23 protein-coding genes are annotated in these 25,197 nt (G+C 44.8%); 20 read left to right on the top strand and 3 right to left on the bottom strand.

The annotated features are described in order from the left end of the window. Positions 1–276: 276 nt before the first annotated feature. Genes tgt through secF form a run of 4 tightly spaced genes read left to right on the top strand, consistent with a single transcriptional unit; the run spans position 277 to position 4,629 of the window. On the top strand, positions 277–1,389 hold the full coding sequence (tgt, locus tag ACOJR9_RS13270; RefSeq protein ID WP_420933416.1) for a tRNA guanosine(34) transglycosylase Tgt: 1,113 nt from the start codon (positions 277–279) through the stop codon (positions 1,387–1,389). Between the two features lie 52 nt (positions 1,390–1,441). After that, entirely contained in the window at positions 1,442–1,780 is a 339-nt protein-coding gene (gene yajC / locus ACOJR9_RS13265; protein ID WP_349376957.1) for a preprotein translocase subunit YajC, read from the top strand. A gap of 55 nt (positions 1,781–1,835) precedes the next feature. Further along, complete coding sequence (gene secD / locus ACOJR9_RS13260) at positions 1,836–3,680, top strand: protein translocase subunit SecD (RefSeq protein WP_420933415.1); 1,845 nt, start codon at positions 1,836–1,838, stop codon at positions 3,678–3,680. Between the two features lie 10 nt (positions 3,681–3,690). After that, the gene (secF, locus tag ACOJR9_RS13255) at positions 3,691–4,629 is read left to right on the top strand and encodes a protein translocase subunit SecF (RefSeq protein WP_420933414.1); all 939 of its coding nucleotides are present in this window, start codon (positions 3,691–3,693) and stop codon (positions 4,627–4,629) included. Between the two features lie 154 nt (positions 4,630–4,783). Here secF and suhB read toward each other — a convergent pair whose 3' ends face one another. Continuing rightward, positions 4,784–5,560: an inositol-1-monophosphatase gene (gene suhB, locus ACOJR9_RS13250; RefSeq protein WP_420933413.1), complete on the bottom strand. Its 777-nt coding sequence runs from the start codon at positions 5,558–5,560 to the stop codon at positions 4,784–4,786. 471 nt (positions 5,561–6,031) lie between these two features. Between suhB and trmJ the strand changes: the two genes are divergently transcribed. Both trmJ and cysE read left to right on the top strand, forming a co-directional pair. Next, positions 6,032–6,832, top strand: a complete 801-nt coding sequence (gene trmJ / locus ACOJR9_RS13245; RefSeq protein WP_420933412.1) for a tRNA (cytosine(32)/uridine(32)-2'-O)-methyltransferase TrmJ — start codon at positions 6,032–6,034, stop codon at positions 6,830–6,832. 3 nt (positions 6,833–6,835) lie between these two features. Continuing rightward, positions 6,836–7,654: a serine O-acetyltransferase gene (cysE, locus tag ACOJR9_RS13240; protein WP_420933411.1), complete on the top strand. Its 819-nt coding sequence runs from the start codon at positions 6,836–6,838 to the stop codon at positions 7,652–7,654. A gap of 78 nt (positions 7,655–7,732) precedes the next feature. Here cysE and ACOJR9_RS13235 read toward each other — a convergent pair whose 3' ends face one another. After that, the gene (locus ACOJR9_RS13235; protein ID WP_420933410.1) at positions 7,733–10,288 is read right to left on the bottom strand and encodes a TonB-dependent receptor plug domain-containing protein; all 2,556 of its coding nucleotides are present in this window, start codon (positions 10,286–10,288) and stop codon (positions 7,733–7,735) included. Between the two features lie 375 nt (positions 10,289–10,663). Here ACOJR9_RS13235 and ACOJR9_RS13230 point away from each other — a divergent pair, with 375 nt between their 5' ends. Then, the gene (locus ACOJR9_RS13230) at positions 10,664–11,104 is read left to right on the top strand and encodes an Lrp/AsnC family transcriptional regulator (protein WP_420933409.1); all 441 of its coding nucleotides are present in this window, start codon (positions 10,664–10,666) and stop codon (positions 11,102–11,104) included. A 210-nt stretch (positions 11,105–11,314) separates the two neighbouring features. On the opposite strand, the gene ACOJR9_RS13225 is transcribed toward ACOJR9_RS13230, so the two are convergent. Beyond that, positions 11,315–11,995, bottom strand: a complete 681-nt coding sequence (locus ACOJR9_RS13225; protein WP_420933408.1) for a TetR/AcrR family transcriptional regulator — start codon at positions 11,993–11,995, stop codon at positions 11,315–11,317. A gap of 65 nt (positions 11,996–12,060) precedes the next feature. Here ACOJR9_RS13225 and ACOJR9_RS13220 point away from each other — a divergent pair, with 65 nt between their 5' ends. The 13 genes from ACOJR9_RS13220 to ACOJR9_RS13160 all read left to right on the top strand — a co-directional run bounded on the left by ACOJR9_RS13220 (position 12,061) and on the right by ACOJR9_RS13160 (position 25,159). Continuing rightward, on the top strand, positions 12,061–13,554 hold the full coding sequence (locus ACOJR9_RS13220) for a flavin-containing monooxygenase (protein ID WP_420933407.1): 1,494 nt from the start codon (positions 12,061–12,063) through the stop codon (positions 13,552–13,554). Between the two features lie 10 nt (positions 13,555–13,564). Further along, positions 13,565–14,476, top strand: coding sequence for an alpha/beta fold hydrolase (locus ACOJR9_RS13215; RefSeq protein WP_420933406.1), 912 nt, complete (start codon positions 13,565–13,567; stop codon positions 14,474–14,476). 259 nt (positions 14,477–14,735) lie between these two features. Further along, entirely contained in the window at positions 14,736–15,221 is a 486-nt protein-coding gene (iscR, locus tag ACOJR9_RS13210) for a Fe-S cluster assembly transcriptional regulator IscR (protein WP_420936136.1), read from the top strand. Positions 15,222–15,239: 18 nt separating this feature from the next. Beyond that, positions 15,240–16,406 (top strand): IscS subfamily cysteine desulfurase, encoded by a 1,167-nt coding sequence (locus ACOJR9_RS13205; RefSeq protein WP_420936135.1) that lies wholly within the window; start codon positions 15,240–15,242, stop codon positions 16,404–16,406. Between the two features lie 230 nt (positions 16,407–16,636). Beyond that, positions 16,637–18,073, top strand: a complete 1,437-nt coding sequence (sufB, locus tag ACOJR9_RS13200; protein WP_420933405.1) for a Fe-S cluster assembly protein SufB — start codon at positions 16,637–16,639, stop codon at positions 18,071–18,073. Positions 18,074–18,076: 3 nt separating this feature from the next. After that, on the top strand, positions 18,077–18,838 hold the full coding sequence (sufC, locus tag ACOJR9_RS13195; protein ID WP_420933404.1) for a Fe-S cluster assembly ATPase SufC: 762 nt from the start codon (positions 18,077–18,079) through the stop codon (positions 18,836–18,838). Beyond that, positions 18,835–20,091, top strand: a complete 1,257-nt coding sequence (sufD, locus tag ACOJR9_RS13190) for a Fe-S cluster assembly protein SufD (protein WP_420933403.1) — start codon at positions 18,835–18,837, stop codon at positions 20,089–20,091. The genes sufC and sufD overlap by 4 nt, the downstream gene beginning before the upstream one ends. Further along, entirely contained in the window at positions 20,088–21,305 is a 1,218-nt protein-coding gene (locus ACOJR9_RS13185) for an aminotransferase class V-fold PLP-dependent enzyme (RefSeq protein ID WP_420933402.1), read from the top strand. The genes sufD and ACOJR9_RS13185 overlap by 4 nt, the downstream gene beginning before the upstream one ends. A gap of 9 nt (positions 21,306–21,314) precedes the next feature. Continuing rightward, positions 21,315–21,671, top strand: coding sequence for a HesB/IscA family protein (locus ACOJR9_RS13180; protein WP_420933401.1), 357 nt, complete (start codon positions 21,315–21,317; stop codon positions 21,669–21,671). A gap of 109 nt (positions 21,672–21,780) precedes the next feature. After that, positions 21,781–22,311 carry a putative Fe-S cluster assembly protein SufT gene (sufT, locus tag ACOJR9_RS13175; RefSeq protein WP_420933400.1) on the top strand — a complete coding sequence of 177 codons (531 nt, stop codon included), beginning with the start codon at positions 21,781–21,783 and terminating at the stop codon, positions 22,309–22,311. A 19-nt stretch (positions 22,312–22,330) separates the two neighbouring features. Next, positions 22,331–22,741, top strand: a complete 411-nt coding sequence (locus tag ACOJR9_RS13170) for a SufE family protein (protein ID WP_420933399.1) — start codon at positions 22,331–22,333, stop codon at positions 22,739–22,741. A 252-nt stretch (positions 22,742–22,993) separates the two neighbouring features. Continuing rightward, positions 22,994–23,425: a nucleoside-diphosphate kinase gene (ndk, locus tag ACOJR9_RS13165; protein ID WP_032097108.1), complete on the top strand. Its 432-nt coding sequence runs from the start codon at positions 22,994–22,996 to the stop codon at positions 23,423–23,425. Positions 23,426–24,040: 615 nt separating this feature from the next. Beyond that, the gene (locus ACOJR9_RS13160; protein WP_420933398.1) at positions 24,041–25,159 is read left to right on the top strand and encodes a bifunctional tRNA (adenosine(37)-C2)-methyltransferase TrmG/ribosomal RNA large subunit methyltransferase RlmN; all 1,119 of its coding nucleotides are present in this window, start codon (positions 24,041–24,043) and stop codon (positions 25,157–25,159) included. The last annotated feature ends 38 nt before the right edge of the window (positions 25,160–25,197 follow it).

The raw sequence follows: 25,197 nt of genomic DNA, 5'->3' as shown, positions 1-25,197 counted from the left end.
GCAATGAAAAAAACACAGGCTGTTTATAAATCAGCCTGTTTGGCTTTCATTGTTGCCAATTGCTATTTTTTATTCCCTCATATTCGTTCACTTCAATAGAAACATAGATACAGGGAATGATCTCACGTAAATTACTGGTATAATCCCGACCCATGATTCCAAACCCAGTTTTATACCCAGCGCACGTTTTTTATCAGGCGCTCGTTGTAGAACAACTATATCAAAAGCACTTTTCTACCGAACGCGAAGAGTGCGCAAAGACGGGAAAGTTCTTAAATGCAATTTGAGTTATTAAAAACAGAGGGGCGCGCTAGGCGTGGTCGTCTTGTATTCGAGCGCGGTGTGGTTGAAACGCCAGCATTTATGCCGGTAGGTACCTACGGCACGGTAAAAGGAATGACACCGGAAGAGCTTGATGAGAGCGGCGCACATATTTGTTTGGGGAATACTTTTCACTTAATGCTCCGTCCAGGTACGGGCGTTATTCGCCAGCACGGTGACCTGCACGACTTTATGAATTGGGATAAGCCCATTCTTACCGATTCAGGCGGTTTTCAGGTTTTCAGCCTTGGCGACCTGCGCAAGATTACTGAAGAGGGCGTCACGTTTCGCTCGCCAATTAACGGCGAAAAGATCTTACTCACACCTGAAAAGTCTATGGAGGTTCAGCGAGATCTGGGCTCTGATATTGTGATGATTTTCGACGAATGTACCCCATATCCTGCCACTGAGCAGGAAGCACGAGTGTCTATGGAAATGTCATTGCGCTGGGCCGAGCGAAGCAAAAAAGCTCACGGTGATAATCCTGCTGCGCTATTCGGTATTATTCAGGGCGGCATGTATGAGGGTCTTCGTGACGTGTCTCTCGCTGGCCTTGAAGCGATTGGTTTTGACGGGTATGCCATTGGTGGTTTGTCGGTAGGCGAACCCAAAGAAGACATGATCCGCATTATCGATCATACAGCGCCAAAGATTCCCGAAGAAAAGCCTCGCTACTTGATGGGCGTAGGTAAGCCAGAGGACTTAGTGGAAGCGGTTCGTCGCGGCATCGACATGTTCGACTGTGTTATGCCAACCCGCAATGCGCGCAATGGTCATTTGTTTGTAGGCGAGGGGGTTATTAAGATCCGAAACGCTAAACATCGCAACGATACATCACCATTAGATGAAAATTGTGACTGTTACACTTGTAAAAATTATTCTCGCTCTTATCTACATCACTTAGATAAGTGTAATGAGATACTTGGCGCACGATTGAATACTATTCATAACTTGCGTCACTACCAACGTGTCATGCAAGGTATGCGCGATGCTATTGAAGCAGGCACAATGGATGAGTTTGTACATAATTTCTATGAACAACGAGGGTTACCGGTACCGGCACTCTAACAACGAAATAATAACGAAAATATTTAAATAACGAGAATACTTGGGGAATTTTATGAGTCTATTTATCTCAAACGCGCACGCACAATCAGCTGGTGGTGCTTCACAAGGTGGCGGCATGGAAATGATAATCATGCTTGCAGTGTTTGGTCTTATCTTTTATTTCTTGCTTTATCGCCCACAAGCGAAGCGTGTTAAAGAGCATAAGAATTTAGTGTCGTCACTTGGCAAAGGTGATGAAGTGCTAACCCAAGGTGGTTTAGTAGGAAAAATCACAAAAGTGTCTGACGATAAAGATTTTATTGAAATGGCACTAAACGAAGCAAGCAACATAGTTGTGCAGAAGTCTTCAGTTACTGCTGTGTTGCCTAAGGGCACAATGAAGTCGCTGTAAGTAAAAAACGCCGGAGCCGAGACGCTTCTCGGCATCGGCACGAAAGGATTATCCAGTGCTAAACAAAAATTCAATATGGAAAGTATTAAGCGCGCTCTTTGTGGTTGCAATGTGCGCACTTTATGCCCTTCCCAATATCTATGGCGAAGATCACGCCGTTCAAATTTCAGCAGGCCGCGATGCGGTTGTCACCCAATCAATGGTTGAGCAAGTTGAGTCTGCATTAGCTGAAAAATCAATTACGCCTAAGCGCATTGAATTCGAAAATGAACAAATACTTGTTCGCGTTTCAGATTCTGATACCCAGCTTGTCGCCCGTGAAACCCTAGAAAAGCTGCTTGGAGACGACTACTTTGTCGCGATGAACTTAGCGCCAGACACGCCAGAGTGGCTTGAAAGCTTGGGCGGTACGCCGATGAAGCTTGGTCTGGATCTTCGCGGTGGTGTGCACTTCCTGATGGAAGTTGATATGTCCGAAGTAATTACAAAATCTCTAGAAGACGCGGAAAGCGGATTCAGAACATCCCTTCGTGGTGAAGACATTCGCTATCGCGGCATTAAGCAGGTAGATAACCACATTGATATCACTTTTCGCGATGAAGACGCTCTGGATAAAGCGAAGTTTTTCCTTCGTAATCAAAGCCGTGACTTAACCTTTAACGACGTTGATGACCTTACGTTACGAGCGACGTTTGCCGAGAGTAAGCTACAAGAAATTCGCGACAACGCAGTGAAGCAGAACATTACTATCATCCGTAACCGTGTTAACCAACTTGGTGTGGCTGAGCCTCTTGTTCAAAAACAAGGAGCTGATCGCATTGTTGTACAGCTCCCTGGTATTCAGGATACTGCACGTGCAAAAGAAATTTTGAACGCCACAGCTACGCTTGAATTCCGCATGCTCGACCAGAAAAACGACGTTCGCGATGCATTAAACGGTCGTGTACCACCGGGCTCTCAAATTATTGAAGATCAGCAGGGCGTACCTCAATTACTTGAGAAGCGCATTATGCTTACCGGCAGTCATATCATCGACGCCAATAGCGGTGTTGACGAATACGGCCTGCCAAATGTAAACATATCGCTTGATTCTGAGGGCGGCAACAAGATGTCACGCTCAACCCGCGGCAACATTGGTAAGCCAATGGCTACCGTGTTTATTGAGTACAAGGCAACCGGTGAGCGCAACAAAGAAGACAAACTTATTTTTGAGAAAGAAGAGCAAGTTATCTCGGTAGCTACCATTCGTGCTCAGCTTGGCAGTAAGTTTCAAATTACGGGGCTAGACTCGCCAAAAGAAGCACGTGACCTTGCACTATTACTTCGCGCAGGTGCACTTATTGCGCCTATCCAGATTGTTGAAGAACGCACAGTTGGGCCAAGCTTAGGTAAAGAAAATATTGAACTGGGTACGCAAGCTATTGTGTACGGTTTACTCGCGGTGCTTGCCTTTATGCTAGTGTATTACAAGGCATTTGGTATTGTGGCTAATGTGGCGTTGGTGACTAACTTGGTCATGATTGTGGGCATTATGTCGATGATCCCAGGCGCTACGCTTACGCTACCTGGTATGGCCGGTATTGTACTAACGGTTGGTATGGCGGTAGATGCCAACGTGCTGATTTTTGAGCGTATTCGTGAAGAATTGCGTGACGGTCGAAGTCCTCAGCAAGCTATACACCACGGTTATGACAGCGCATTCTCAACGATTCTAGATGCGAATATCACGACATTTATTGCGGGCCTTATTTTGTTCGCAGTAGGTACAGGTCCAATTAAAGGGTTCTCTATTACGCTTATGATTGGTATTGCCACTTCTATGTTTACCGCTATTTTAATCACGCGCGTTATCGTAAACGCGGTGTATGGTGGAAAACGCCTAGAGAAACTGGCGATTTAAGGAGCGTAACATGCAATTATTAAAACTATCCGATACCGTCAATTTTATGCGCCTTCGCATTCCTGCGATGGTGCTGTCTACCGTGCTTATACTAGGTTCATTCGTTTCTTTAGGCGTTAATAGCCTGAACTGGGGGCTGGATTTCACCGGCGGTACACTGATTGAAGTTGGCTATGAAGACAGTGCAAATTTAGAGTCAATTCGTGCTCAATTAAACAATGCTGACTTTGAAGATGCCATCGTTCAAAACTTTGGTAGCAGCCAAGAAGTACTTATCCGTATTGCGCCTCGCGATGGTGTAAAAGCCGTTACTATTGGCAACCAAGTGGTTGATGCGTTACGCGCAGATGGTACTACTGTTGAGATGCGACGCATTGAGTTTGTAGGTCCAAATGTGGGTGAGGAGCTTACAGAGCAGGGCGGTCTTGCCATGCTAGTGGCGCTTATCTGTATTTTGGTTTACGTAGCAATGCGCTTCGAATGGCGCTTCGCGCTTGGCTCGGTGTCGGCCTTGGCTCACGATGTTGTTTTAACGTTAGGTTTGTTTTCAGTACTTCAAATTGAGTTTGATTTGACGGTACTGGCTGCGGTACTTGCGGTTATAGGTTATTCACTTAACGATACTATTGTTGTATCAGACCGAATTCGTGAAAACTTCCGTAAAATCCGTAAAGGCGAACCCATTGATATTATCAATACCTCACTCACCCAAACCTTAAACCGAACAATAATTACCTCATTAACCACGGTACTAGTACTGGTTGCCTTGTTTTACAAAGGTGGCGCACTAATTCACGGTTTTGCCACAGCCCTTTTATTTGGTGTGGTAGTAGGTACTTACTCATCGGTTTACATTGCAAGCTCTGTTGCTTTAGCGTTAGGCATCAGTAAAGAAGATCTCATGCCACCTCAGGAAGAGAAAGAGGGGGCTGACCAAGAGCCACTCTAATATTTCGGTCACTACTGTTAGCAAGCGGTTTATGGTCTTGCTAAAAGTAGCGATGCAAAGGCTCAACAAAAAAGGTCGCTGGTTTTCACACAGCGACCTTTTTATTTAGAGTATTGTTTAATGTGGTTTATTCAATGTGCTTTCTTTAAGCGCTTCACTTAAGATGCTTAACCAGACCTTGAACAACTTTGGCGCTTCCCGCTACGATTTCGCCTTTGTGCAGAGGATCGTTACCGCCTTTAAAGTCTGTCACCAAACCGCCCGCTTCACGAACAATCAGCTCGCCCGCTGCAACATCCCAAGACTTAACACCGCGCTCGTAGTAACCGTCGTGACGGCCAGCAGCGACGTATGCTAGGTCAAGTGCAGCACTTCCTGCGCGACGTAAGTCACCCACTTCATGGAATATTTTATTGAGGCTGAGGGCATATTCGCCAAACTGTGATTTGTTTTTAAACGGCAGACCAGTAGCAATAATGGTTTCACTTAAATCACGAGGCTTAGATGCACGAATACGATAACCGTTAAGCTGAGCCCCTTGCCCGCGACTGGCTGTAAATAGTTCACTGCGGATTGGGTCAAATACAACGCCTTGCTCTAAACGGCCTTTGTGAAGAAGCGCGATAGAAACAGCGAAATGAGGAATGCCTTTCACAAAATTGGCGGTGCCATCTAGCGGGTCGATAATCCACTGATAATCTGTATCTGACCCCAATATTTCCCCTGATTCCTCACCTAAAAAGCAATGATTCGGGAACGACTGCTGAATTTTATAAATAACCGCTTGCTCTGCGTCTTTGTCAACTTGAGTAACGAAGTCGTTCAACCCCTTAGACTCTGTTGCAATTTCATTATGTTTTTCAAAACCACGAACAATAACTGTTCCAGCCGCACGCGCAGCACGCACTGCAATATTCAGCATAGGATGCATAGATAAACCACCAATTGTAAAAGACCAATAAAATAAGCAAGTGTACAAGTAGTAACCTGTACAAAAATTAGCTTGCCTATTTCGAAAACGGGCGGAGTCTAACAGAATCAATGAATGATGCAAATAAATTTGCCGAACAAGCCTAGGTGAACGGTGCGCTTGTGTCCATACATATGGTCATTATCAGCCGTTGTTTGCCGCTATAACCACTATACGGCTTAATGCTTATTGACTACCTATGTTGGCCAATAGCCATCTATACCGCTATTGTGATACACTTTGCGCCATTAAAAGATGTTTTGCCTTTCTTTTTGCAGTCTGGTTGCAGTCTGGTATTTTTCCTACTGTGTTGCTGCTTTATTTGTCGCAACAAAAGAATAGCAGAGTCAACGTTTTTTAGACGCCGCTTACAAAAGCACCAGTCTAAGGAAGTCAAAACATTTCACTATTCAGTCAATAGGTATCGCAAGCATGCTTGAAAATATTCGCATTATTTTGGTTAATACCTCTCACACAGGAAATATTGGCTCCACAGCCCGTGCCATGAAAACTATGGGACTAAGCAGCCTGTATTTGGTTGACCCAGTGAATGAGCCTGATGGTCAAGCAAGCGCATTAGCAGCAGGTGCGGGCGACGTACTGGCGAATGCGAAAATTGTCACCACCCTTGAAGAAGCAGTAAAAGACTGTGGACTCGTTGTTGGCACCTCTGCACGCTCTCGTACTCACTCTTGGCCAATGCTCGGTCCACGTGATTGTGGGGAAAAGTTGGTACAAGAAGTCAGTAAGTACCCAGTTGCTTTGGTATTTGGTCGCGAAAACAGTGGGCTTTCCAATGAGGAATTGCAGCAGTGTCATTTTCATATGTGTATCCCGGCAAATCCAGAATACAGTTCATTGAATTTAGCAGCTGCGGTGCAAACGCTGTGTTATGAAATTCGTATGGCGTACTTGCAAAGAGAAACTTATCCGGATGTTGAGGAGGAATATCCTCTTAACGAAGACTTAGAGCGTTTTTATGTACACCTCGAGTCTACACTAGAAAAAATCTCTTTTATTCGCAAGAGCCATCCTGGGGTGGTTATGACTAAGCTACGTAGGTTGTTCAATCGCTCTCGACCCGAATCACAAGAGCTTAATATTCTGCGAGGTATTCTAGCGTCAATCGACAAATCGGTGAAAGCAAATGAGCAGGCTTCTGATCAAAAGCATTCACTAGAAATAACCGATGAAGCCGTTTCGAAAGCCACTAGTCAGGGTAGCATCGAGTAAATCATGTTAAGCCGAATAAAAGATGACATTCAGGGCGTATTTCATCGTGATCCAGCTGCTCGCAACACCTTTGAAGTGTTAACCAATTACCCTGGCCTGCATGCGGTGTGGTTACACAGAGTCAGTCACAAATTATGGAAAGCCGAGTGGAAGTGGTTGGCTCGCTCGCTGTCTACGTTTAACCGCTGGTTAACGGGTATTGAAATTCACCCTGGTGCTACCTTAGGACGTCGAGTGTTTATCGACCATGGTATGGGGGTGGTTATTGGTGAGACAGCCGAAATTGGTGACGACGTTACGCTGTATCATGGTGTTACATTAGGTGGTACAAGCTGGAAGGCCGGAAAGCGTCACCCAACCCTTAAAAACGGTGCAGTAGTAGGCGCGGGTGCAAAGGTCCTTGGTCCTATCACCATTGGCGTAAATGGCAAAGTGGGATCTAACTCCGTCGTAGTGAAAGATATCCCCGACGGTGCTACGGCTGTGGGTATTCCAGGCAGAATTATTGTCACCAAACAAAAAGACGCCACAGCCTCCATGAATCCTCAGCGAGACAAAATTGCACAAAAATACGGTTTTGACGCCTATGCTGTAGCGCCAGATAATCCTGATCCCGTTGCGAATGCCATGGGGATCATGCTTGAGCATATGCATCAGATGGACACGAAGGTAGAAGAGATGTGTAAGGTTATTCAGTCTCTAGGTGGGGATGTATGTATCGAAAACCTTCACAACATTAGCGCTGAAGATTTCGCTGAGACTGGATTCGAATTAAAAGAGACCAAAAGCAGCGAGCACAGTGCTTTTGACCCAACTATCTAACGCAGTCTGGTCTATGCGCTTAAAAAAATAGCCTTCTGATTAACCAATAAACAGAAGGCTATCCATTAAGAAACGGAATTAGAAGTTAGCTGTAAATCTCATGTAGTAACTTCCGCCACCTAGTCCTGCTGGATGGTTAAGAGGATAAATTGCACCTAAGAAACCGCCATCGCGGCCAGTGAAGCCTCCGCTTTCCCATTCATCAGGAAATTCATCAAATAAGTTTTTTGCACCAATGGCGACCGACATATTTTCATCGATATCATAAGACACTTCTGCATCAACTAAAAATAAGCCATCTGTTACGATGGGTAATGTCTCATCGTTAAACAGGTTTTCAAATACTTCGCCATAGTAGTTTACGCGTATTAACGCGTTAAATGGTTCAAAAGTATGGTCAATGGTGAACGTTGTACGAAAATCAGGAAGTGCATCTTCTACTTCACGGGCTCGCGCGTCGGTAACGGTTTCACCTCTGTTGGTCACTTTGGTATCGGTATAGTTAACCGCTAGGGTGAGTTTGGTCATCGCGTTATCCCAATCCAGTGGGTAGTCAGCAACTACGTCCACGCCTGATGTTTCAGTATCAAAGTCGTTTACGAAGAATGATACCTGACTTACAGTGGCGGCCTCAGCGACGCCTCCAGCGACGAGTAGATCGCGCTGCTCCGTAGTCAACTCGCGGGTAACTTGAGCAATACGGTTTTCAATTTCAATGTTGAAATAATCAACAGTAAGCGATAGGTCACCTAAGCGAGTGGTAAACCCTAGACTGAGGTTGTTGGCATCTTCCGGGCCAAGTTGACCACCACCAAACAAGGTTGCAAAAGGACTGGTTGTAGATACCACTAACAGCTCTTCAAGCTGACCATTGTTGAAATTGGTCGCCGCTCTTTGCAGATTTGATTGTCCTACACTAGGTGCTCTGAAACCCGTACTGACAGCGCCGCGTAAAACGACATCGTCTGTGAGGAAGTAACGCGCTGATACCTTACCATTTGTGGTCGTGCCGAAATCGCTATAGTCCTCATAGCGAACAGCTAAACCCAATAATAGGCTATCGGTAACGTCAGCCTCGAAGTCGACGTAAGCACTCGTACTGTTACGCGAAAACTTCCCAGAAATGTCTGGATTGAAACCCTGGAAACCATTTGAGCCAACGGAAAAACCTTGCGACACAAACTCGCCTGCTGCGTAGGATGCCTCGTCTCCCGGCTGAATTTCAAATGATTCGTCGTGATATTGAAGACCAAACGCTATGTTTAAGTCTGATGAAAATGCATCAACCTCGACAGCTTGCGAAAAATCTGCGTTGACTACGGTTTCGTTTTCGATTTGAGCCCCAAGGTAGAACTCGTTAGGCGACGCAGCACCTAATGAGGCATTAACCGTATTGTAAATTTCATACGACAAGTTATTTTCACCATTAACGACACTAAAATCGTAGACTAAGCCGTTATCAAGTTCACCTTTTACACCAAGTGCTATACTGAAATCTTCAACACTGCCGCCGAACCTAGGGGTAAAACCACCGGGAAACTGTGAGAAGAATGCAAAACAGTTGTCACCGGCACCGTTGACGAAATTCTGGGCATCAGTAAAGCTTGTTGTTGGCAGTGGTCCTACTGGGCATCCTTCGCCAGTTGAATCTGCAAATAGTACGTTGGAGCCACTGGCGAAAACGCCTTGACGAGACGTAGGGTTACGATAGAAAAAGCTGCCGTCTACATCGCGGGTTGCATAGTTAGCAAATGAATAGACTTGCGCATTGTCATTAATGTCGTAACCGGAATTAATGAAAAATTTGTAGTCATCTGTCACCTCTGGAGCGCCCCAGATAACAACAGGGTCGGCAACGGGAAAGCCAGCAGCGTCAAGCGCAGTTGCGCCACTGTTCGTTCCCTCACCGTCCTGAATCCCTCGACTGGTTGCACCTGAATCTTTCGCTTGGAACGAAGCAACGAGGAAGCCGTCATCACCGAGATGGAAGCCATATGCGCCTGAAACTTCAAACGTTTCTCCGTCGTTATAATATGACTTACCATACTGGGCGGTAATCATTCTTGTCTCAGGATCATCCTCAAGTGCGTAGTTGATTACGCCAGCTATCGCATCAGAACCATACTGAGCGGCAGCACCATCACGAAGAATTTCAACGCGCTTTAAAGCAGCGCCAAACATAGGGGTTACGTCAACACCTTGCGCACCTCGGTTAACACCGGAAACAAATTCACCTACAACCGCGCCACGATGGCGGCGCTTGCCGTTGACAAGTACGAGTGTTTGGTCAGCGGCTAACGAGCGCAGGTTTACGGGACGAACCATACTCGCTGCGTCTGAAATAGGCTCTCTACTTGCGTTTAAAGAGGGGATCACGGCAGTCAGGGCATCTATAGCATTTGTACTACCTTGCCGCATAAGCTGATCTGAGTCGACGATGTCGATAGGACTAGCGGTTTCCATTGTTGAGCTTGATTGTGCTCTTCGAGAGCCTAGTACTGCAATTTTTTCAACCAACTCTTCCTCTACTTGCTTTTCCTGCGCATGCACTGCGCCTGAGAAGCTTGCCGTTGATGATAATGCCATTAAGACTGACATTGATAGCATCGTTTTGCTAAAAGCTTGTGTGCTCATCTGTTTTCCTTACATTTGTTGTAATCGTATTATTATTGTGTGTAATGCTAGTTGTCACCCTTATTTGGAATGTTAATGCATTAAGTTCTCGCTCAATGATTCGTATATCACTTTTCTTTTTTATCACCTCATCGCCCGTTGCCATTCCTATCTAAAAGAGTGATGTTAACATTGATATAAGGTATTTGAGTTTTGATAAAGTGCTCCATGCAATATGGGGCTGGCTCGGGTTTCTGATTCAATAAGGTGATAGAAAAAGCATACTTTTATTAGGTGATTTTTTTGAACTAAAAAAACACTTAAAGTATATTTTTTGAACTTAATTTATGGTACTTAAACGTTTAAATGAACTAAAATCAAAACAGGTGAGTTCAAATGGACAATTTTGATAAAAAAATCATTACAGAACTGATGCTTGACGGTAGGTTATCGATAAGTGAACTCGCTAATCGTATCGGATTATCGAAAACGCCATGTCAAATTCGTTTAAAACGATTAATTGATGGCGGTTACATTCTTGGCTTTCGCGCTATTGTTGATCATGCAAAGCTGGAGCGGGAAATGGTGGCATTTACTGAAGTTAAAATGTCGGATACGAGAGAATCTGCCTTGGCAGATTTTAATGCTGCGGTAAGTAAAATCCCCGAAGTTGAACAGTGCCATCTTATCGCTGGTACTTTTGATTACTTATTGAAAATAAGAACATCTGATATCAATCAGTATCGGAAGGTGATAGCAGAGTCTATTTCTCAGTTACCTCATTTGGCCTCTACATCTACTTATGTATCGATGCAATCGATAAAAGATAATGGGTAATACCATTAATTCGCATAGTCTCGCTGAGAGGGTAATTATCTGTGCGGACTGGTGTAATAAAAGAGTATTCTTGCGAACTCAAGCGTCAGCTTTCTGCTAGCCTACGCAATGTTGGTAGTGATATCGGCACGCTCCCGCAAATAGTCATGGCCTTTGTAATTTAAAGGAAAGATCAACGTTCGAGACTTGCGTACACACCGACTCAATAAGCTACGCTAACTGCAGTTGGTTTACCGTGCCAATAAAAATAGCCAGTGATGCATCGATAACATCGTCAATGCTGGCTTCATAATGGCTGTTTACCCATACCATTGCACTGTTAATTAAACTACCTGTGAGCGCCGCGCCAATAAACTGCATTTGAGTGTCTGAAAGCTGCTTTTTGTCGGACACAGGTGAGGTTAAATAAGACATCATTAATGTGGCAAAGTCGGCGGAGCAACGACTGTACAGTCTATCTACGCGCTCACTCACTCCTAACACTTCAGCATGAGTTATTCTGGCAAACTTTGGATCTGCCATAGATTTGAAAAAACAATTCAGGCCAGGGCGAATGCGCTGCGATGGCTCGCTGTACTTGCTTGCTTTTTCAAGCTCTTCTTCTAGTCGAAGACGGAAATCATCCATAAGCTTTTCATAACAGGCTACCAATAAATCTTCTAAGTTAGTGAAGGACTCGTAAAAGTAGCGGTTTGTTAACTCGGTCTGTGCGGTCAACATGCGCATAGTGGTTGACTGAAAACCGACAGTGCCAAAGAGTGAAATCCCCGCTTCGATAAAACGCTGTCGGCGCAGCGCAATGCGTTCGGACATTGAAATGCCAGAATATGTGCGTTCTGTGGCTGCTTCACAAGTGATAGATGTATTTTTCATAGCTACCATATTATGCATTGACGACTTCGTTGCAACAACATACATTAAAGTGATAACACTTGTTATCACTTTTTGGGGTAAGCATGCAAAACACAGTGCCAATGTTAGATGTATTGATTGTCGGGGCCGGTATTTCAGGTATTGGTTGCGCTTATCACGTGCAAGATAAGTGTCCGGCTTTGACTTACTCCATCGTAGAAGCTCGTGCAGACCTTGGTGGAACCTGGGACTTGTTTAAGTACCCCGGTATTCGTTCTGACTCAGACTTGTTCACGTTTGGGTACGACTTCAAGCCGTGGAAAGAGAAAAAAGCAATTGCCGATGGAAGCTCAATAAAAGCGTACGTTGAGCAAACCGCCGATGAAAATGGCATTAGAGAAAACATACGGTTTTTAACCCGCGTTGTGGACGTAGATTGGCACAGTAATAAGCAGTATTGGCTGGTAACGCTGCGTTGTGAAGAGACTGGACATACCGAGCAGGTAGCGTCTCGATGGGTATTTAATGCGTCAGGTTACTATCGATATGATAAGGGGTATGCACCTGAATTTAAGGGGCAATCGCATTTTGCGGGCGACATTGTACACCCTCAGCATTGGCCTGAAGATTTGGACTATGAAGGTAAACGAGTGGTTGTCATCGGCAGCGGCGCCACTGCTGTTACTTTAGTTCCGTCGCTGGCGAAAACCGCTGCTCATGTGACCATGCTACAGAGAACGCCCTCTTATATTTTACCCGTTCCAACTCAAGATCCTGTCGCAAAGTATTTGAGGCCTTTGTTCGGTGATAATTTAGCTTTTAAGGCTGCTCGACGCTTTAATATAGCAAAGCAACGTTGGGTGTATGCGTTTTGCCAGCGCTTTCCCAATAGAGCTCGAAAAATTATACGCAATTTGAACGTAAAAATGCTGCCAGAAGGATATCCTGTTGATAAGCATTTTAATCCACCCTACAACCCCTGGGAGCAAAGGCTTTGCGCAGTACCGGGCGGCGACCTTTTTAATGCGATATCAGAGGGAACGGCGTCGGTTGTCACCGACAACATCGACAATTTCACCCACACAGGTATTCAGCTTGAATCTGGAGAGCATATCGATGCAGATGTGATCATCACGGCAACGGGGCTAAATTTGCTTCCCCTAGGTGGCCTAATTCCAAAAATAGATGGAAAGGTGGTTTCGCTTCCTCAATGCGTTACCTATAAAGGAATGTTGCTAAGCGGAGTGCCAAACTTTGCTATCGCCGTGGGATATACCTCATCATCGTGGACCCTAAAAATAGGGCTATTGTGCGAGCACTTAACGCGACTATTAAATCATATGAAACAGCACGATTACCTTCAATGTACACCTATTGCAGATCCGAATATGGAAACACAACCGTTGCTTAATTTTGGCGCCGGATATATTCAACGTTCAATAGATAAGCTACCGCGCCAGGGTGTCCGTTTCCCTTGGTCTATGTCGTGGAATTATGCTGAAGATGTAAAGATTTTTCGTAAAGGTAGGGTAGACGACCCGGCGTTAAAGTTTGAGAAAAGCGCTGAGTTAGAAGGCACAGTAAGAGAAGCACAGTGAGAGAAGCACAATGAGCTTAGCGCAACACAAAGAACAGTTTATTACACTGCAAAACGGAGATACGTTTTGTTATGCCGAACACGGGCAAGATAAAAACGGCACGGTTTTACTTATTGCGGGGCTTGGGCTTCAATTAGTTTATTGGCCTAGCGCTTTAATAGAGCGGCTGGTAGCAAGTGATTTTCGTGTAATTTGCTTTGATAACCGCGATGCAGGTCGTTCTGTAAGAAGCACTACTCCACATCCTAGTGTACTGCAACAATTGCGTGGGAAAGCGCCAAAAGGAGCATACGGGCTAGAGCGCATGGCAGAAGATACTGCGCAACTTTTAGCTGGGCTACAGGTTAAAAGTGCTCACATAGTGGGTATGTCGATGGGGGGAATGATTGCGCAAACACTCACAAGTATGTACCCAGACGTTGTTGAGTCAATGACCTCCATATTTTCGACAACCGGCAGCAGAAGGGTAGGCCAACCTTCTTACTCAACGTTATGGCGAATGGCGAGAGCAAAGGCACCCACAAGCGAACACGAGGCAATTAAAAACTATCACGCCATGATGACTCACATTGGTGATAGCACGGCAGAGGGCGCAATCAGTCAATGGCAGCAGTATGCAAAACTAGCTTGGCAACGAAACGGCTCAAAGAGCGATTCAAAAGCTATGTTTCGGCAAATAGGCGCGATTATGAAGTCTGGCGATCGTACCCAATTACTGAACAAAGTTGCTGTACCTACATTGGTTATTCATGGTGATGTGGATCGGATGGTGCACCCCAGTGGTGGTGTTGCGACAGCGAAGGCTATTGCAGGGGCAAAGCACCAAGTCTTGCGTGGCCTACGTCACCAAATAGATACCATACAAAGCCATCGTATAGCCGATAGTATCTTAGCGCACATTCAATTAAACAAGAGCAATTAAATAAAGGCCAATAGAATGAAACTTCACGGTACTGTTGTCATTTATTGAGCGGTTAATGCCGGTATCTTATTGGTCTGTAATAGGAAGGTTAACAAAACAAAAATAACGCAGTTTCTTTCATACTTAAGCTGCCTTCTTCAAATCGATGGCAGTTAAGTTGTTAATTGATAATACCTGACTAATTTACTAGGTCTTATACTTGACCATTTTAGTCGGGTATGTAAAAATCTCGCCATTAACGTGAAGGCGGGAGACAATGATGAAACTTACCTCTAAAGGGCGCTATGCGGTTACCGCAATGCTTGATGTTGCATTACATTCAAAGCGTGGTCCTGTTCCCCTTGCCGATATATCTGAAAGACAAGAAATATCACTCTCTTATTTAGAGCAGCTATTTTCTCGATTGCGTAAAGAGCAGTTGGTCGAAAGCGTGCGTGGTCCTGGTGGTGGTTATTTGCTTGGACGCAGCGCTAATGAGATTGCCATAGGTGAAGTGATATCAGCAGTTGATGAATCGATAGACGCTACACGATGTCAAGGTCAAGCAGACTGCCAAGGCGGTGAACGCTGCCTAACCCATAGCTTATGGCAGGATTTAAGCGACCGTATCTCAAGTTTTTTACACTCCATTACCCTTGGCGAATTAATGGAAAAGCATGATGTGCGAGAGGTAGCGGGGCGCCAAGATAACAATACAGCCCTGCGCAATATAGCTAACGATATTGAAGTAAGCATTAGGCTGTAAAAGAGGGCATTGATGACGATGACATTATCTTCTCCTATTTACTTAGATTATGCCGCCACAACACCCGTGGACCCGCGCGTTGCCGAAGAGATGGCGAAATGCCTAACCCTCGAAGGCAATTTTGGCAACCCGGCTTCAAGAAGCTACCGCTTTGGCTGGATGGCAGAGGAAGCCGTTGATATTGCTCGTAATCAGGTTAGCGATGCACTGAATTGCGACCCAAGAGAAATCGTATTTACCTCTGGTGCCACAGAATCGAACAATCTGGCAATAAAAGGCGTCGCTGAAGGATATGCATCGAAAGGCAAGCATATCATTACCATTAATACCGAACACAAAGCAGTGCTTGATACCTGTGAGTATCTGCAAACGCAGGGCTTTGACGTCACTTATTTGTCTGTGGGCACCGATGGCCTAATTAATTTATCGGAGTTGGAGAGCGCAATTAGAGAAGACACTATTTTAGTCTCTGTAATGCATGTAAACAACGAACTAGGTGTAATACAAGACATCGAAACTATTGGTAAACTTTGCCGTAAACACAATGTGTTATTTCATGTGGATGGAGCGCAAAGTGTGGGTAAGGTTGCTGTAGATCTAAATGTGCTTCCGGTAGACCTGCTGTCTATGTCGGCTCATAAGTTCTATGGGCCAAAGGGAATGGGAGCACTTTACGTTCGCCGCAGCCCGAAAATTCATCTTAAAGCACAGATTCATGGCGGTGGTCATGAGCGTGGCATGCGTTCGGGTACGCTGGCAACACATCAAATCGTGGGTATGGGCGCTGCACTTGAATTAGCTAGTCGAGAGATGGACGTTGAAAACGAGCGTATTAAAGCCCTTCGTACTTCATTATGGAGTGGGCTTAGTAAGATTGATGGCGTGTACCTAAATGGCCATAAGGAAAAGCGCGTTGCGGGTATTTTAAATGTTAGCTTTGCCGATGTAGATGGAGAAAGTTTGATGATGGGGCTTAATGATATTGCAGTGTCATCTGGCTCTGCATGCACATCGGCAAGTTTAGAGCCCTCATACGTGCTTAAAGCACTGGGACGATGTGATGAACTGGCCCATGCAGGAATTCGATTTAGTGTGGGACGATTTACGACCCAAGACGACATCGATTACGTAGTAAATAAGGTAACAGATGTAACAAACCGATTGCGGCAAGTGGCGTTAGCTTAAGATTTTTTAAAGCAAGTAGCGCAAAATACGTCGCTGAATATTTGAGTGGATTACTCAGGTATTATATAATACCGCACCAATTTTCAAGGCTGCCACCGTTGTAAAATGCTCACTGCACGACATCCGTGCCGTGAACTAAGGGGAATTACCAAGACCGTGGGGTAATTTTCCAAGCCAAGGTGAATGGAAGGCTTAGGCAGCAAATGCAGGCAAACAAGCGAGATCCAAACATGAGTGAACAGATCGAACAGGCGTTAGAGAGAAAGTACGAGGCTGGTTTTTATTCAGAGATCGAATCGGACACGTTTGAAAGCGGCCTAGATGAATCGATTATACGTCGTATTTCCGCGATGAAAAATGAGCCTGAGTGGATGCTCGAATGGCGTCTAAAGGCTTACCATGCGTGGCTTGAAATGGAAGAGCCTGATTGGGCCCATGTAGAGTACCCAAAAATTGATTTTCAGGCAATTTCTTACTACTCGGCACCAAAGAGTATGGAAGACAAGCCTCAATCGTTAGATGAAGTCGACCCAGAGCTACTGCGTACCTACGAAAAGCTGGGTATTCCGCTGCACGAACAAGAAATGTTAGCAGGTGTTGCAGTAGACGCAGTATTTGACTCTGTATCAGTGGTCACCACGTTCCGTTCTAAACTAGAAGAAGCGGGCGTTATTTTCTGCCCTATTTCTGAGGCAATTAAAAAGTATCCTGACCTTGTTAAAAAGTACATTGGTTCAGTAGTGCCTCGCACAGATAATTATTTCTCTGCGCTAAACTGCGCTGTGTTTACTGATGGTTCGTTTGTTTACATTCCAAAAGGCACTCGTTGTCCAATGGAGCTTTCCACCTATTTCCGTATTAACGAAATGAACACGGGTCAGTTCGAGCGCACATTGATTATCGCCGATGAAGGCAGTCATGTAAGCTACCTTGAAGGTTGTACTGCACCGCAGCGCGATGAGAATCAGCTGCATGCCGCGGTGGTTGAGCTAGTTGCAATGGATGACGCCACAATTAAATATTCTACCGTTCAAAACTGGTATCCAGGTGATGAGAACGGAAAAGGCGGTATTTACAACTTTGTGACCAAACGTGGCATAGCACACACCAACGCTAAAATTTCTTGGACTCAAGTTGAAACTGGGTCAGCAGTAACGTGGAAATATCCAAGTTGTATCCTTAAAGGCGACAACAGCGTAGGTGAATTTTATTCAGTAGCACTAACCCGCGGACGTCAGCAAGCCGACACCGGTACAAAGATGATCCATATGGGCAAAAATACGCGCTCAACCATCATCTCCAAAGGAATATCGGCAGGTTACAGTAACAACGCCTATCGTGGTTTAGTGCAAATGGGACCACGTGCAGACGGCGCGCGTAACTTTACCGAGTGTGACTCGCTGCTTATTGGGGATAAGTGTGGTGCACACACCTTCCCATATATCGAGAGTCGTAACCCATCAGCCATTGTTGAGCACGAAGCGACAACATCGAAGGTGAGTGACGAACAACTATTTTTATGTCGCCAACGTGGTTTAGACACAGAGAAAGCCGTATCGATGATTGTTAACGGTTTTTGTAAAGAAGTATTCAAAGAGCTGCCAATGGAATTTGCCGTCGAAGCCGGCAAGCTGCTCGAAATTAGTCTTGAAGGTTCAGTGGGGTAATCAATGCTTAGTATAAAGAATTTACATGCCAGCGTAGAAGAGAAAAACATCATTAAAGGTCTTAATCTTGAGATTAAGCCAGGTGAAGTACACGCTATCATGGGCCCCAATGGTGCCGGTAAAAGCACGTTAGGTTATGTATTGTCAGGTCGCGATGGCTATGAAGTGAGCGAAGGCGAGGTAACGTTAAACGGAAAAGATTTACTTGATCTTGAAGTTGAAGAGCGTGCTCGTGAAGGCTTGTTCCTAGCGTTTCAATACCCGGTAGAAATTCCTGGTGTCAGCAATATGGAATTCATGAAAGAGTCTGTGAATGCCATGCGTGCAGAGCGTGGTGAAGAAGCTCTGACAGCTGCTGAGTTTTTGAAAAAGGCGAAAGAAGCCTGCAAACAAGTGCAACTGCCACTCGATTTTCTTAAGCGTGGTGTTAACGAAGGCTTCTCAGGTGGTGAGAAAAAGCGTAACGAAATCATGCAAATGATCTTGTTAGAGCCGTCACTGTGTATTCTTGATGAATCAGATTCCGGTCTTGACGTTGATGCACTTCAAGTTGTTGCCAATGGCGTAAACAGTCAGCGCGACGGCAAGCGAAGCTTTATCGTGGTAACACACTATCAGCGCTTGCTTGACTACATCAAACCCGATTTCGTACACATTCTTGCCGATGGCAAAATTGTGAAAAGTGGTGATGCATCACTCGCTCACGAAGTGGAAAAAGAAGGGTACGCATTCCTAGGGAAAGCGTACGAGGAGGCAGAGGCATGAGTCAATGGCTACAACAGGTCATTGACGGGGCGCAGTGTGATGATTATTTAGCGCCCGTGCGTCAGCAGGCCTTAACGCAATTAAAAGCCGATGGTTGGCCAGCGCGCAGAAACGAAAGCTGGCGTTTTACGCCGCTTACTTCTGTAGAAAAACGCGAAGCGAAAACGACAACACAGGCCGACGTTCTGCCGGTACCCGCTATCGATAACCTAAATGCTATCGATGTAGTATTTGTTGACGGCGTATTGGTAACGCAAGTGAACACGCTGGATGTACCAAAAGGCATGACAATCACCTCGCTCAAGCATGACGATGTGGCAACTCAGCAAGCGATATCGAGTATTTACGGGCAAATTAAGCCTACTCGACACATGTTTGGACTAGTGAATGATGCGTTGTGTGAGCACGGTATCTTTATCAGCGTTGAAGAAAATGCCAAAATTGATACACCAGTGCGTATTGTTAACATGGCCACGCAAAACGTCGATGCACATACCCGTGTTGTTGTAAAAGTAGCAAAGGGGGCCAGCGCCACTGTTATAGAGCAAGGCGTGGGTGACACCGATAGTTTAACCACCGCTTTTGCTGAATACGATATTGCCGATGATGCCCATTTAGAGCACTACCGCTTTGCCATGTTTACGGCAGCGGCCAAACAGCTTGGTGGAAGTCACTTTAAATTACACAATCGCTCTACTTTAAATTCTACTATGGTAGGTTATGGAAGCGATTTATCTCGCCTAGATGTAGATATTCATCATGCTGGTGAGTTTGCCGATGCCAAAATGAATGCCATTTATTTGTTGGCGGAAGGTGAGTTATTCGACCTTCACTCAACCATTGAGCATGCAATGCCAAACGGTACCACGGAAGAAAATGCCCGTGGTATTGTGGGTGATAAGGCTCGCGCTGTATTTAATGGTCGAATTCATATTCACCGCGATGCGCAAAAAACCTTGGCCGAACTTAACAACCGCAATCTTTTGCTTTCTCGCCGCGGTGTTATCAATACAAAACCCGAGCTAGAGATTTATGCTGATGACGTTAAGTGTGCTCACGGTGCAACTGTAGCTGAAATTGACGAAGAAGCACTTTATTACCTGCTTACTCGCGGTGTACCGCGTAGTAAAGCACTGGTAATGCTTAACTTTGGGTTTATCCAAGAACTGGTCAACGATGTACCAAATAGCGCAATTCGTGAGTGGCTACAGCCGTTACTCAGCAAGCGCTTCTCCCAAATGGAGGTTAAATGAGCTTAGACGTTAACGCACTTCGTGCACAGTTTCCTATTCTTTCCAAAACTGTAGATGGGAAGCCTCTGGTATATTTAGATAACGCTGCGACCACGCAAAAGCCGCAGGCGGTTATCGACGCCATTGTCGATTTTTATACTGGCACAAATGCTAACGTTCACCGTGGGGCTCACCATTTATCAGACGAAGCAACTCGTCGCTATGAAAATGCGAGAGCAAGTGTGGCAAGTTTTATCAACGCCAGCGCTCGTGAAGAAGTTATTTGGACTGCGGGTACTACCGAAGCTATTAATATAGTGGCAAATGGATTATCTCAGCTTTTAGCTGAGGGCGACGAAGTCATGGCTACAGAACTCGAGCACCACGCAAACTTGGTAACATGGCAACAAGCCTGTCGAAAAGCCGGCGCTACGCTCAATATCGTTCCTATTTTTGATAATGGTGAGCTAGACATTGAAGCGTTTGAAAAGCTGCTTTCTGACAAAACAAAGCTAGTTGCATTTCCACATGTTTCTAATGCATTGGGCACAGTGAACCCTATTAAAGTGTTGACTGAAAAAGCAAAACGCGTTGGAGCTTGGGTACTTGTTGATGGTGCGCAAGGTATTGCTCATGGCGGTGTTGATGTTCAAGACATCGGCTGCGACTTTTACGTGTTCTCTGGTCATAAACTTTTTGGTCCTACCGGCATCGGTTGCTTGTGGGGTAAAAAAGAGGTTTTAGCGTCTTGGCCCGTTTGGCAGGTAGGTGGCGAGATGATCAAAGATGTCACTTACCACGAAGCCACGTGGGGAGCGCTGCCTAATAGACTTGAAGCGGGTACACCCAATATTGCCGGAGCGATTGGTATGGGGGCCGCGGTTGAGTGGTTTAAACAGCTTGATGTCGCCGCGTTACATGAACACGAGCATGCGCTTTTGTCGTATGCGACACAGCAAGCTGAAGCCCTCGACGGTATGAAAATTGTCGGCACCGCACCGAATAAAATTGGTGTGTTAAGCTTTTTACTCGACGGTGCACATCCTGCAGATATTGGCTTTATTCTTGATAGGCAAGGTGTTGCCATTCGCACGGGTGATAATTGTGCGCAGCCATTAATGAAGCGCTTTGGTATTCCTGGAACTGCCCGCGCTTCATTCTCAATTTATAATACGCTTGAAGAAGTGGACAGCCTTTTTGCTGCACTTAAAAAAGCTAAAATGATGTTGGCCTAAGGGGGCATTATGAGTGTTGAAACGTTTGTACCAAGTACACAACTCATCTCGCTAACAGACAGTGCCGTTAAGCATTTCGAAGGTAAGCTTAAAGAAAAGCCTGGTCAGTTAATTCGCCTATCTACACGAGTGAGCGGTTGTACAGGTTACGCATATGTGCTGGATTTTGCAGATAGCGCAAAAGACGATGATGAAATTATTGAGATTTCACCTACGCTAAACGTGGCGATTGCTGCTGATGCGACGGAACTGCTCAAAAACACTGAAATTGATTATGTGCAAGAAGGTGTTAATGGGGTGATTAAATACAACAACCCGAATGTAGTTGATGAATGTGGTTGTGGCGAGAGTTTTAACGTCGGTTAATCTGGTAAGTACAATCTCGCAGAGCGTATTCTTGCAAGCACGTAATCTCGCAAGATAACAGTTCGCAACAACACAGTCTCGCAAAAAATTAATAGAGCACTAGCAGTTTATGAAGCAAAAAATGGTGGTCACCGAGCGCGAATGTAAAGCGCGTTTGGTACCGGCGGGGAACCCTGTTGTTATCCCAGAAGGCGAATTCGTCAGCATTACCCAAGAGTTAGGTGGTAATTACACTATCACTTGGAAAGGCAACATGTATCGTATCGACGGTACTGATGCAGGTGCCATTGGCCGCAAAGACATGGTGCTTAGCTTCGATGCACCTAGCGATGGAAACGTAAGTAAGCAGCAGGTGTGGGATGCACTAGAAACTATTTTTGATCCAGAGATCCCTATCAACCTTGTTTCTCTTGGGCTTATTTACACTGTCAATATTCAAGAAAACGGTGTCGTAGACATTGAAATGACATTAACCGCACCAGGGTGTGGAATGGGACCAGTATTAGTTGGCGATGTAGAATATCGCGTTGCTATGGTGCCTCACGTGAGTAAAGTGAATGTAGAGCTGGTGTTTGATCCACCTTGGTCTCGTGAAATGATGAGTGAAGAAGCGCAGCTAGAAGCTGGCCTTTTCTTTTAAATTGAAAACAGGATAAAAGATGAAGTTGCCTAGCAGTGAAGAAATTATTGATGACTTAGCGTTTTTCGATGATTGGGAGCAGCGCTACCAGTATATTATCGATTTAGGCAAGTCCATCCCAGGCTTACCGGAAAGTGAGAAAACACCGGAGCATTTAGTAAAAGGCTGCCAAAGCAGTGTATGGCTAGTGGAATCTTTTGATAACGGTAAAATCACGTTTGATGTAGACAGTGATGCGGTTATTGTTCAAGGTTTATTGGCGTTAGTTCTTGCAGCCTATAATAATAAGTCGCCGAAAGACATCACACAATTTGATGTGGACGGGTATTTTGAAGCTTTGGATTTAGAGCGTCATATTACACCCACCCGAGGTAACGGGCTTCGCGCTATCGTAGGCAAAATACAAGATTTAGCTCGCGCAAACATATGAGCATGCTTTTTTAAAAGCAAAATTTCGTTTTCGTATTTTGCTTATGTGAAATTCTCCCACGTGATTTATACATTAAATACAATGGTTTGACGGCAAATTGGGAATGTTTATAGTTGTTGGCATTGCATTGAAATATGCTAATGCTCAAAGTGACTGAGTCGCTTTACAAATAGTCACTAGTCATTACGGTCATTATTGCCTATAATTCGCGGCCAAAAATTGAAAACACACTTATTTGTTTGGAGAAAAAACATGGCTCTTGAGCGCACTTTTTCGATTATCAAGCCTGATGCGGTAGCAAAAAACGTAGTCGGCGCAATTTACAATCGTTTTGAATCTGCTGGTCTTCGCATCGTTGCTTCTAAGATGCTACACATGAGCAAAGAGCAAGCGGAAGGTTTCTATGCAGAACACAAAGAGCGCCCTTTCTTTGGTGCTTTGGTAGACTTTATGACATCTGGTCCAGTAATGGTTCAGGTTCTTGAAGGTGAAAACGCTGTTTTAGCAAACCGTGAAATCATGGGTGCAACCAACCCAGCTGATGCGGCTGCAGGAACGCTTCGCTCTGACTACGCTGCTTCAATCGACGAAAATGCGGTTCACGGTTCTGATGCACCTGAATCTGCTGCTCGTGAAATTGCATACTTCTTCTCAGAAGAAGAAATTTGCCCACGTACTCGTTAAGTACGTTGTCAAAATGACGTAACCTGAATTCCGTTTAAAAACAGCGCTCAGTACCGCTAGAATCGAGAATTGTTGCTCTGCAAAATTAAGTAATAGGCTAACTATTACGCGACTTTTACGGATTGCACCTTGTGATTGTAGCCATACTAAGATTGTAGATTTAATTTATATTAAATAAAACAATTGCTTGCACTATTCCTAAACAGAATTCAGATGATGTAGAGTTTTTCAAACTCTGAAACGAGGCTCCGGCCTCGTTTTTTTATATCTGAAGTGGGTAAACACGGCTCATTACTTTTTATGTATTGGTTTACATGGTAGAATTTGAGCAAATTTTAATCACGAAGCTTAGCGTGAAACGCGCTTACGACATAAAGCGGTTTCCACACTGTCCTTAAGCTAGGTTTCCCTCTAAACGCAATGAGAAGCGCAGCGAAAAATACAGCAATTAATGTACGTATTAACGTGTTATGGGCGGCACTAAAGACAGTCATTCTTGTTCGTTAAAGTGTTACTGACTTTAGTCGCTTCTTAAGTACAATTTAGTAGTACTAGCACTTTCAATTAAGCAGTTCGAGGTAGTAATCCTCACAAGGTAAAAGGGTCATCTTATTCATGGCAAAAACAAACTTATTAAATCTAAATCGCGAAGGCTTGCGCAATTTCTTCAAGGAAAAAGGGGAGAAACCGTTTCGTGCTGACCAAGTAATGAAATGGATTTATCAGCAGGGCGAGAGCGATTTTGAGAAAATGAGTAATCTCAATAAAAACCTTCGAGCCATGCTTGTCGAGCACTGCGAAATAAAAGCCCCTGAAATTGCATATTTTCAAGAAGCCAGTGACGGAACCATCAAGTTTGCTTTAACGCTTGAAGGCGGCCAAGAAGTAGAGTCTGTTTGGATACCTGAGGAAGAACGGGCCACGTTGTGCGTATCTTCACAAGTAGGCTGTGCTCTAGAGTGCACGTTTTGTAGTACTGCCCAGCAAGGGTTTAACCGTAATCTTAGCGTAAGCGAAATTATTGGTCAGGTATGGCGCGTTGCCACCTTCTTAGGTCTATCAAAAGATACTAGCAAGCGTCCTATTACCAACGTGGTCATGATGGGAATGGGCGAACCCTTACTCAATCTTAAAAATGTGGTCCCAGCGATGGACATTATGCTAGACGATTTTGGCTTTGGTTTGTCAAAACGTCGCGTCACATTGAGCACGTCAGGTGTAGTGCCTGCGTTAGATATGCTTGGTGATCAGATTGACGTAGCGTTAGCTATTTCACTACACGCGCCAAATGATGAATTGCGAAATGAGATTGTACCGGTAAACAAAAAATACAATATTGAAGCGTTTCTCGCTGGTGTGCGTCGTTATTTGGCAAAGTCAAAGGCAAATCAGGGCCGTGTAACGGTAGAATATGTTATGCTTTCACATATTAACGACAGCACGGAGCAAGCTCACGAGCTAGCGAAAGTACTGAAGGATACGCCAAGTAAAATAAATCTTATTCCGTTTAATCCGTACCCTGGTTCGCCGTACACCTGTTCGAGTAATTCTAGGATAGATAGGTTTGCTAAAGTGCTAATGGAATATGGTTTTACTACCGTTGTTCGCAAAACGCGAGGCGACGATATTGATGCTGCATGTGGTCAATTAGTTGGTGATGTTGTTGACAGAACAAAAAGAATGTTAAAAAAACAGGTGAAGGGCGAAGCAATTTCAGTAAAAATGGCCCAATAATCATCAAGATATTAGGGTAAGACTATGCCAACTGGATT

Source organism: Alteromonas ulvae, from assembly GCF_048987005.1.
In the GTDB taxonomy this organism is placed as follows: Bacteria; Pseudomonadota; Gammaproteobacteria; order Enterobacterales; family Alteromonadaceae; genus Alteromonas.
The sequence above is the reverse complement of the archived record's forward strand: the minus strand, read 5'-3'. Positions and strand labels throughout refer to the sequence as shown.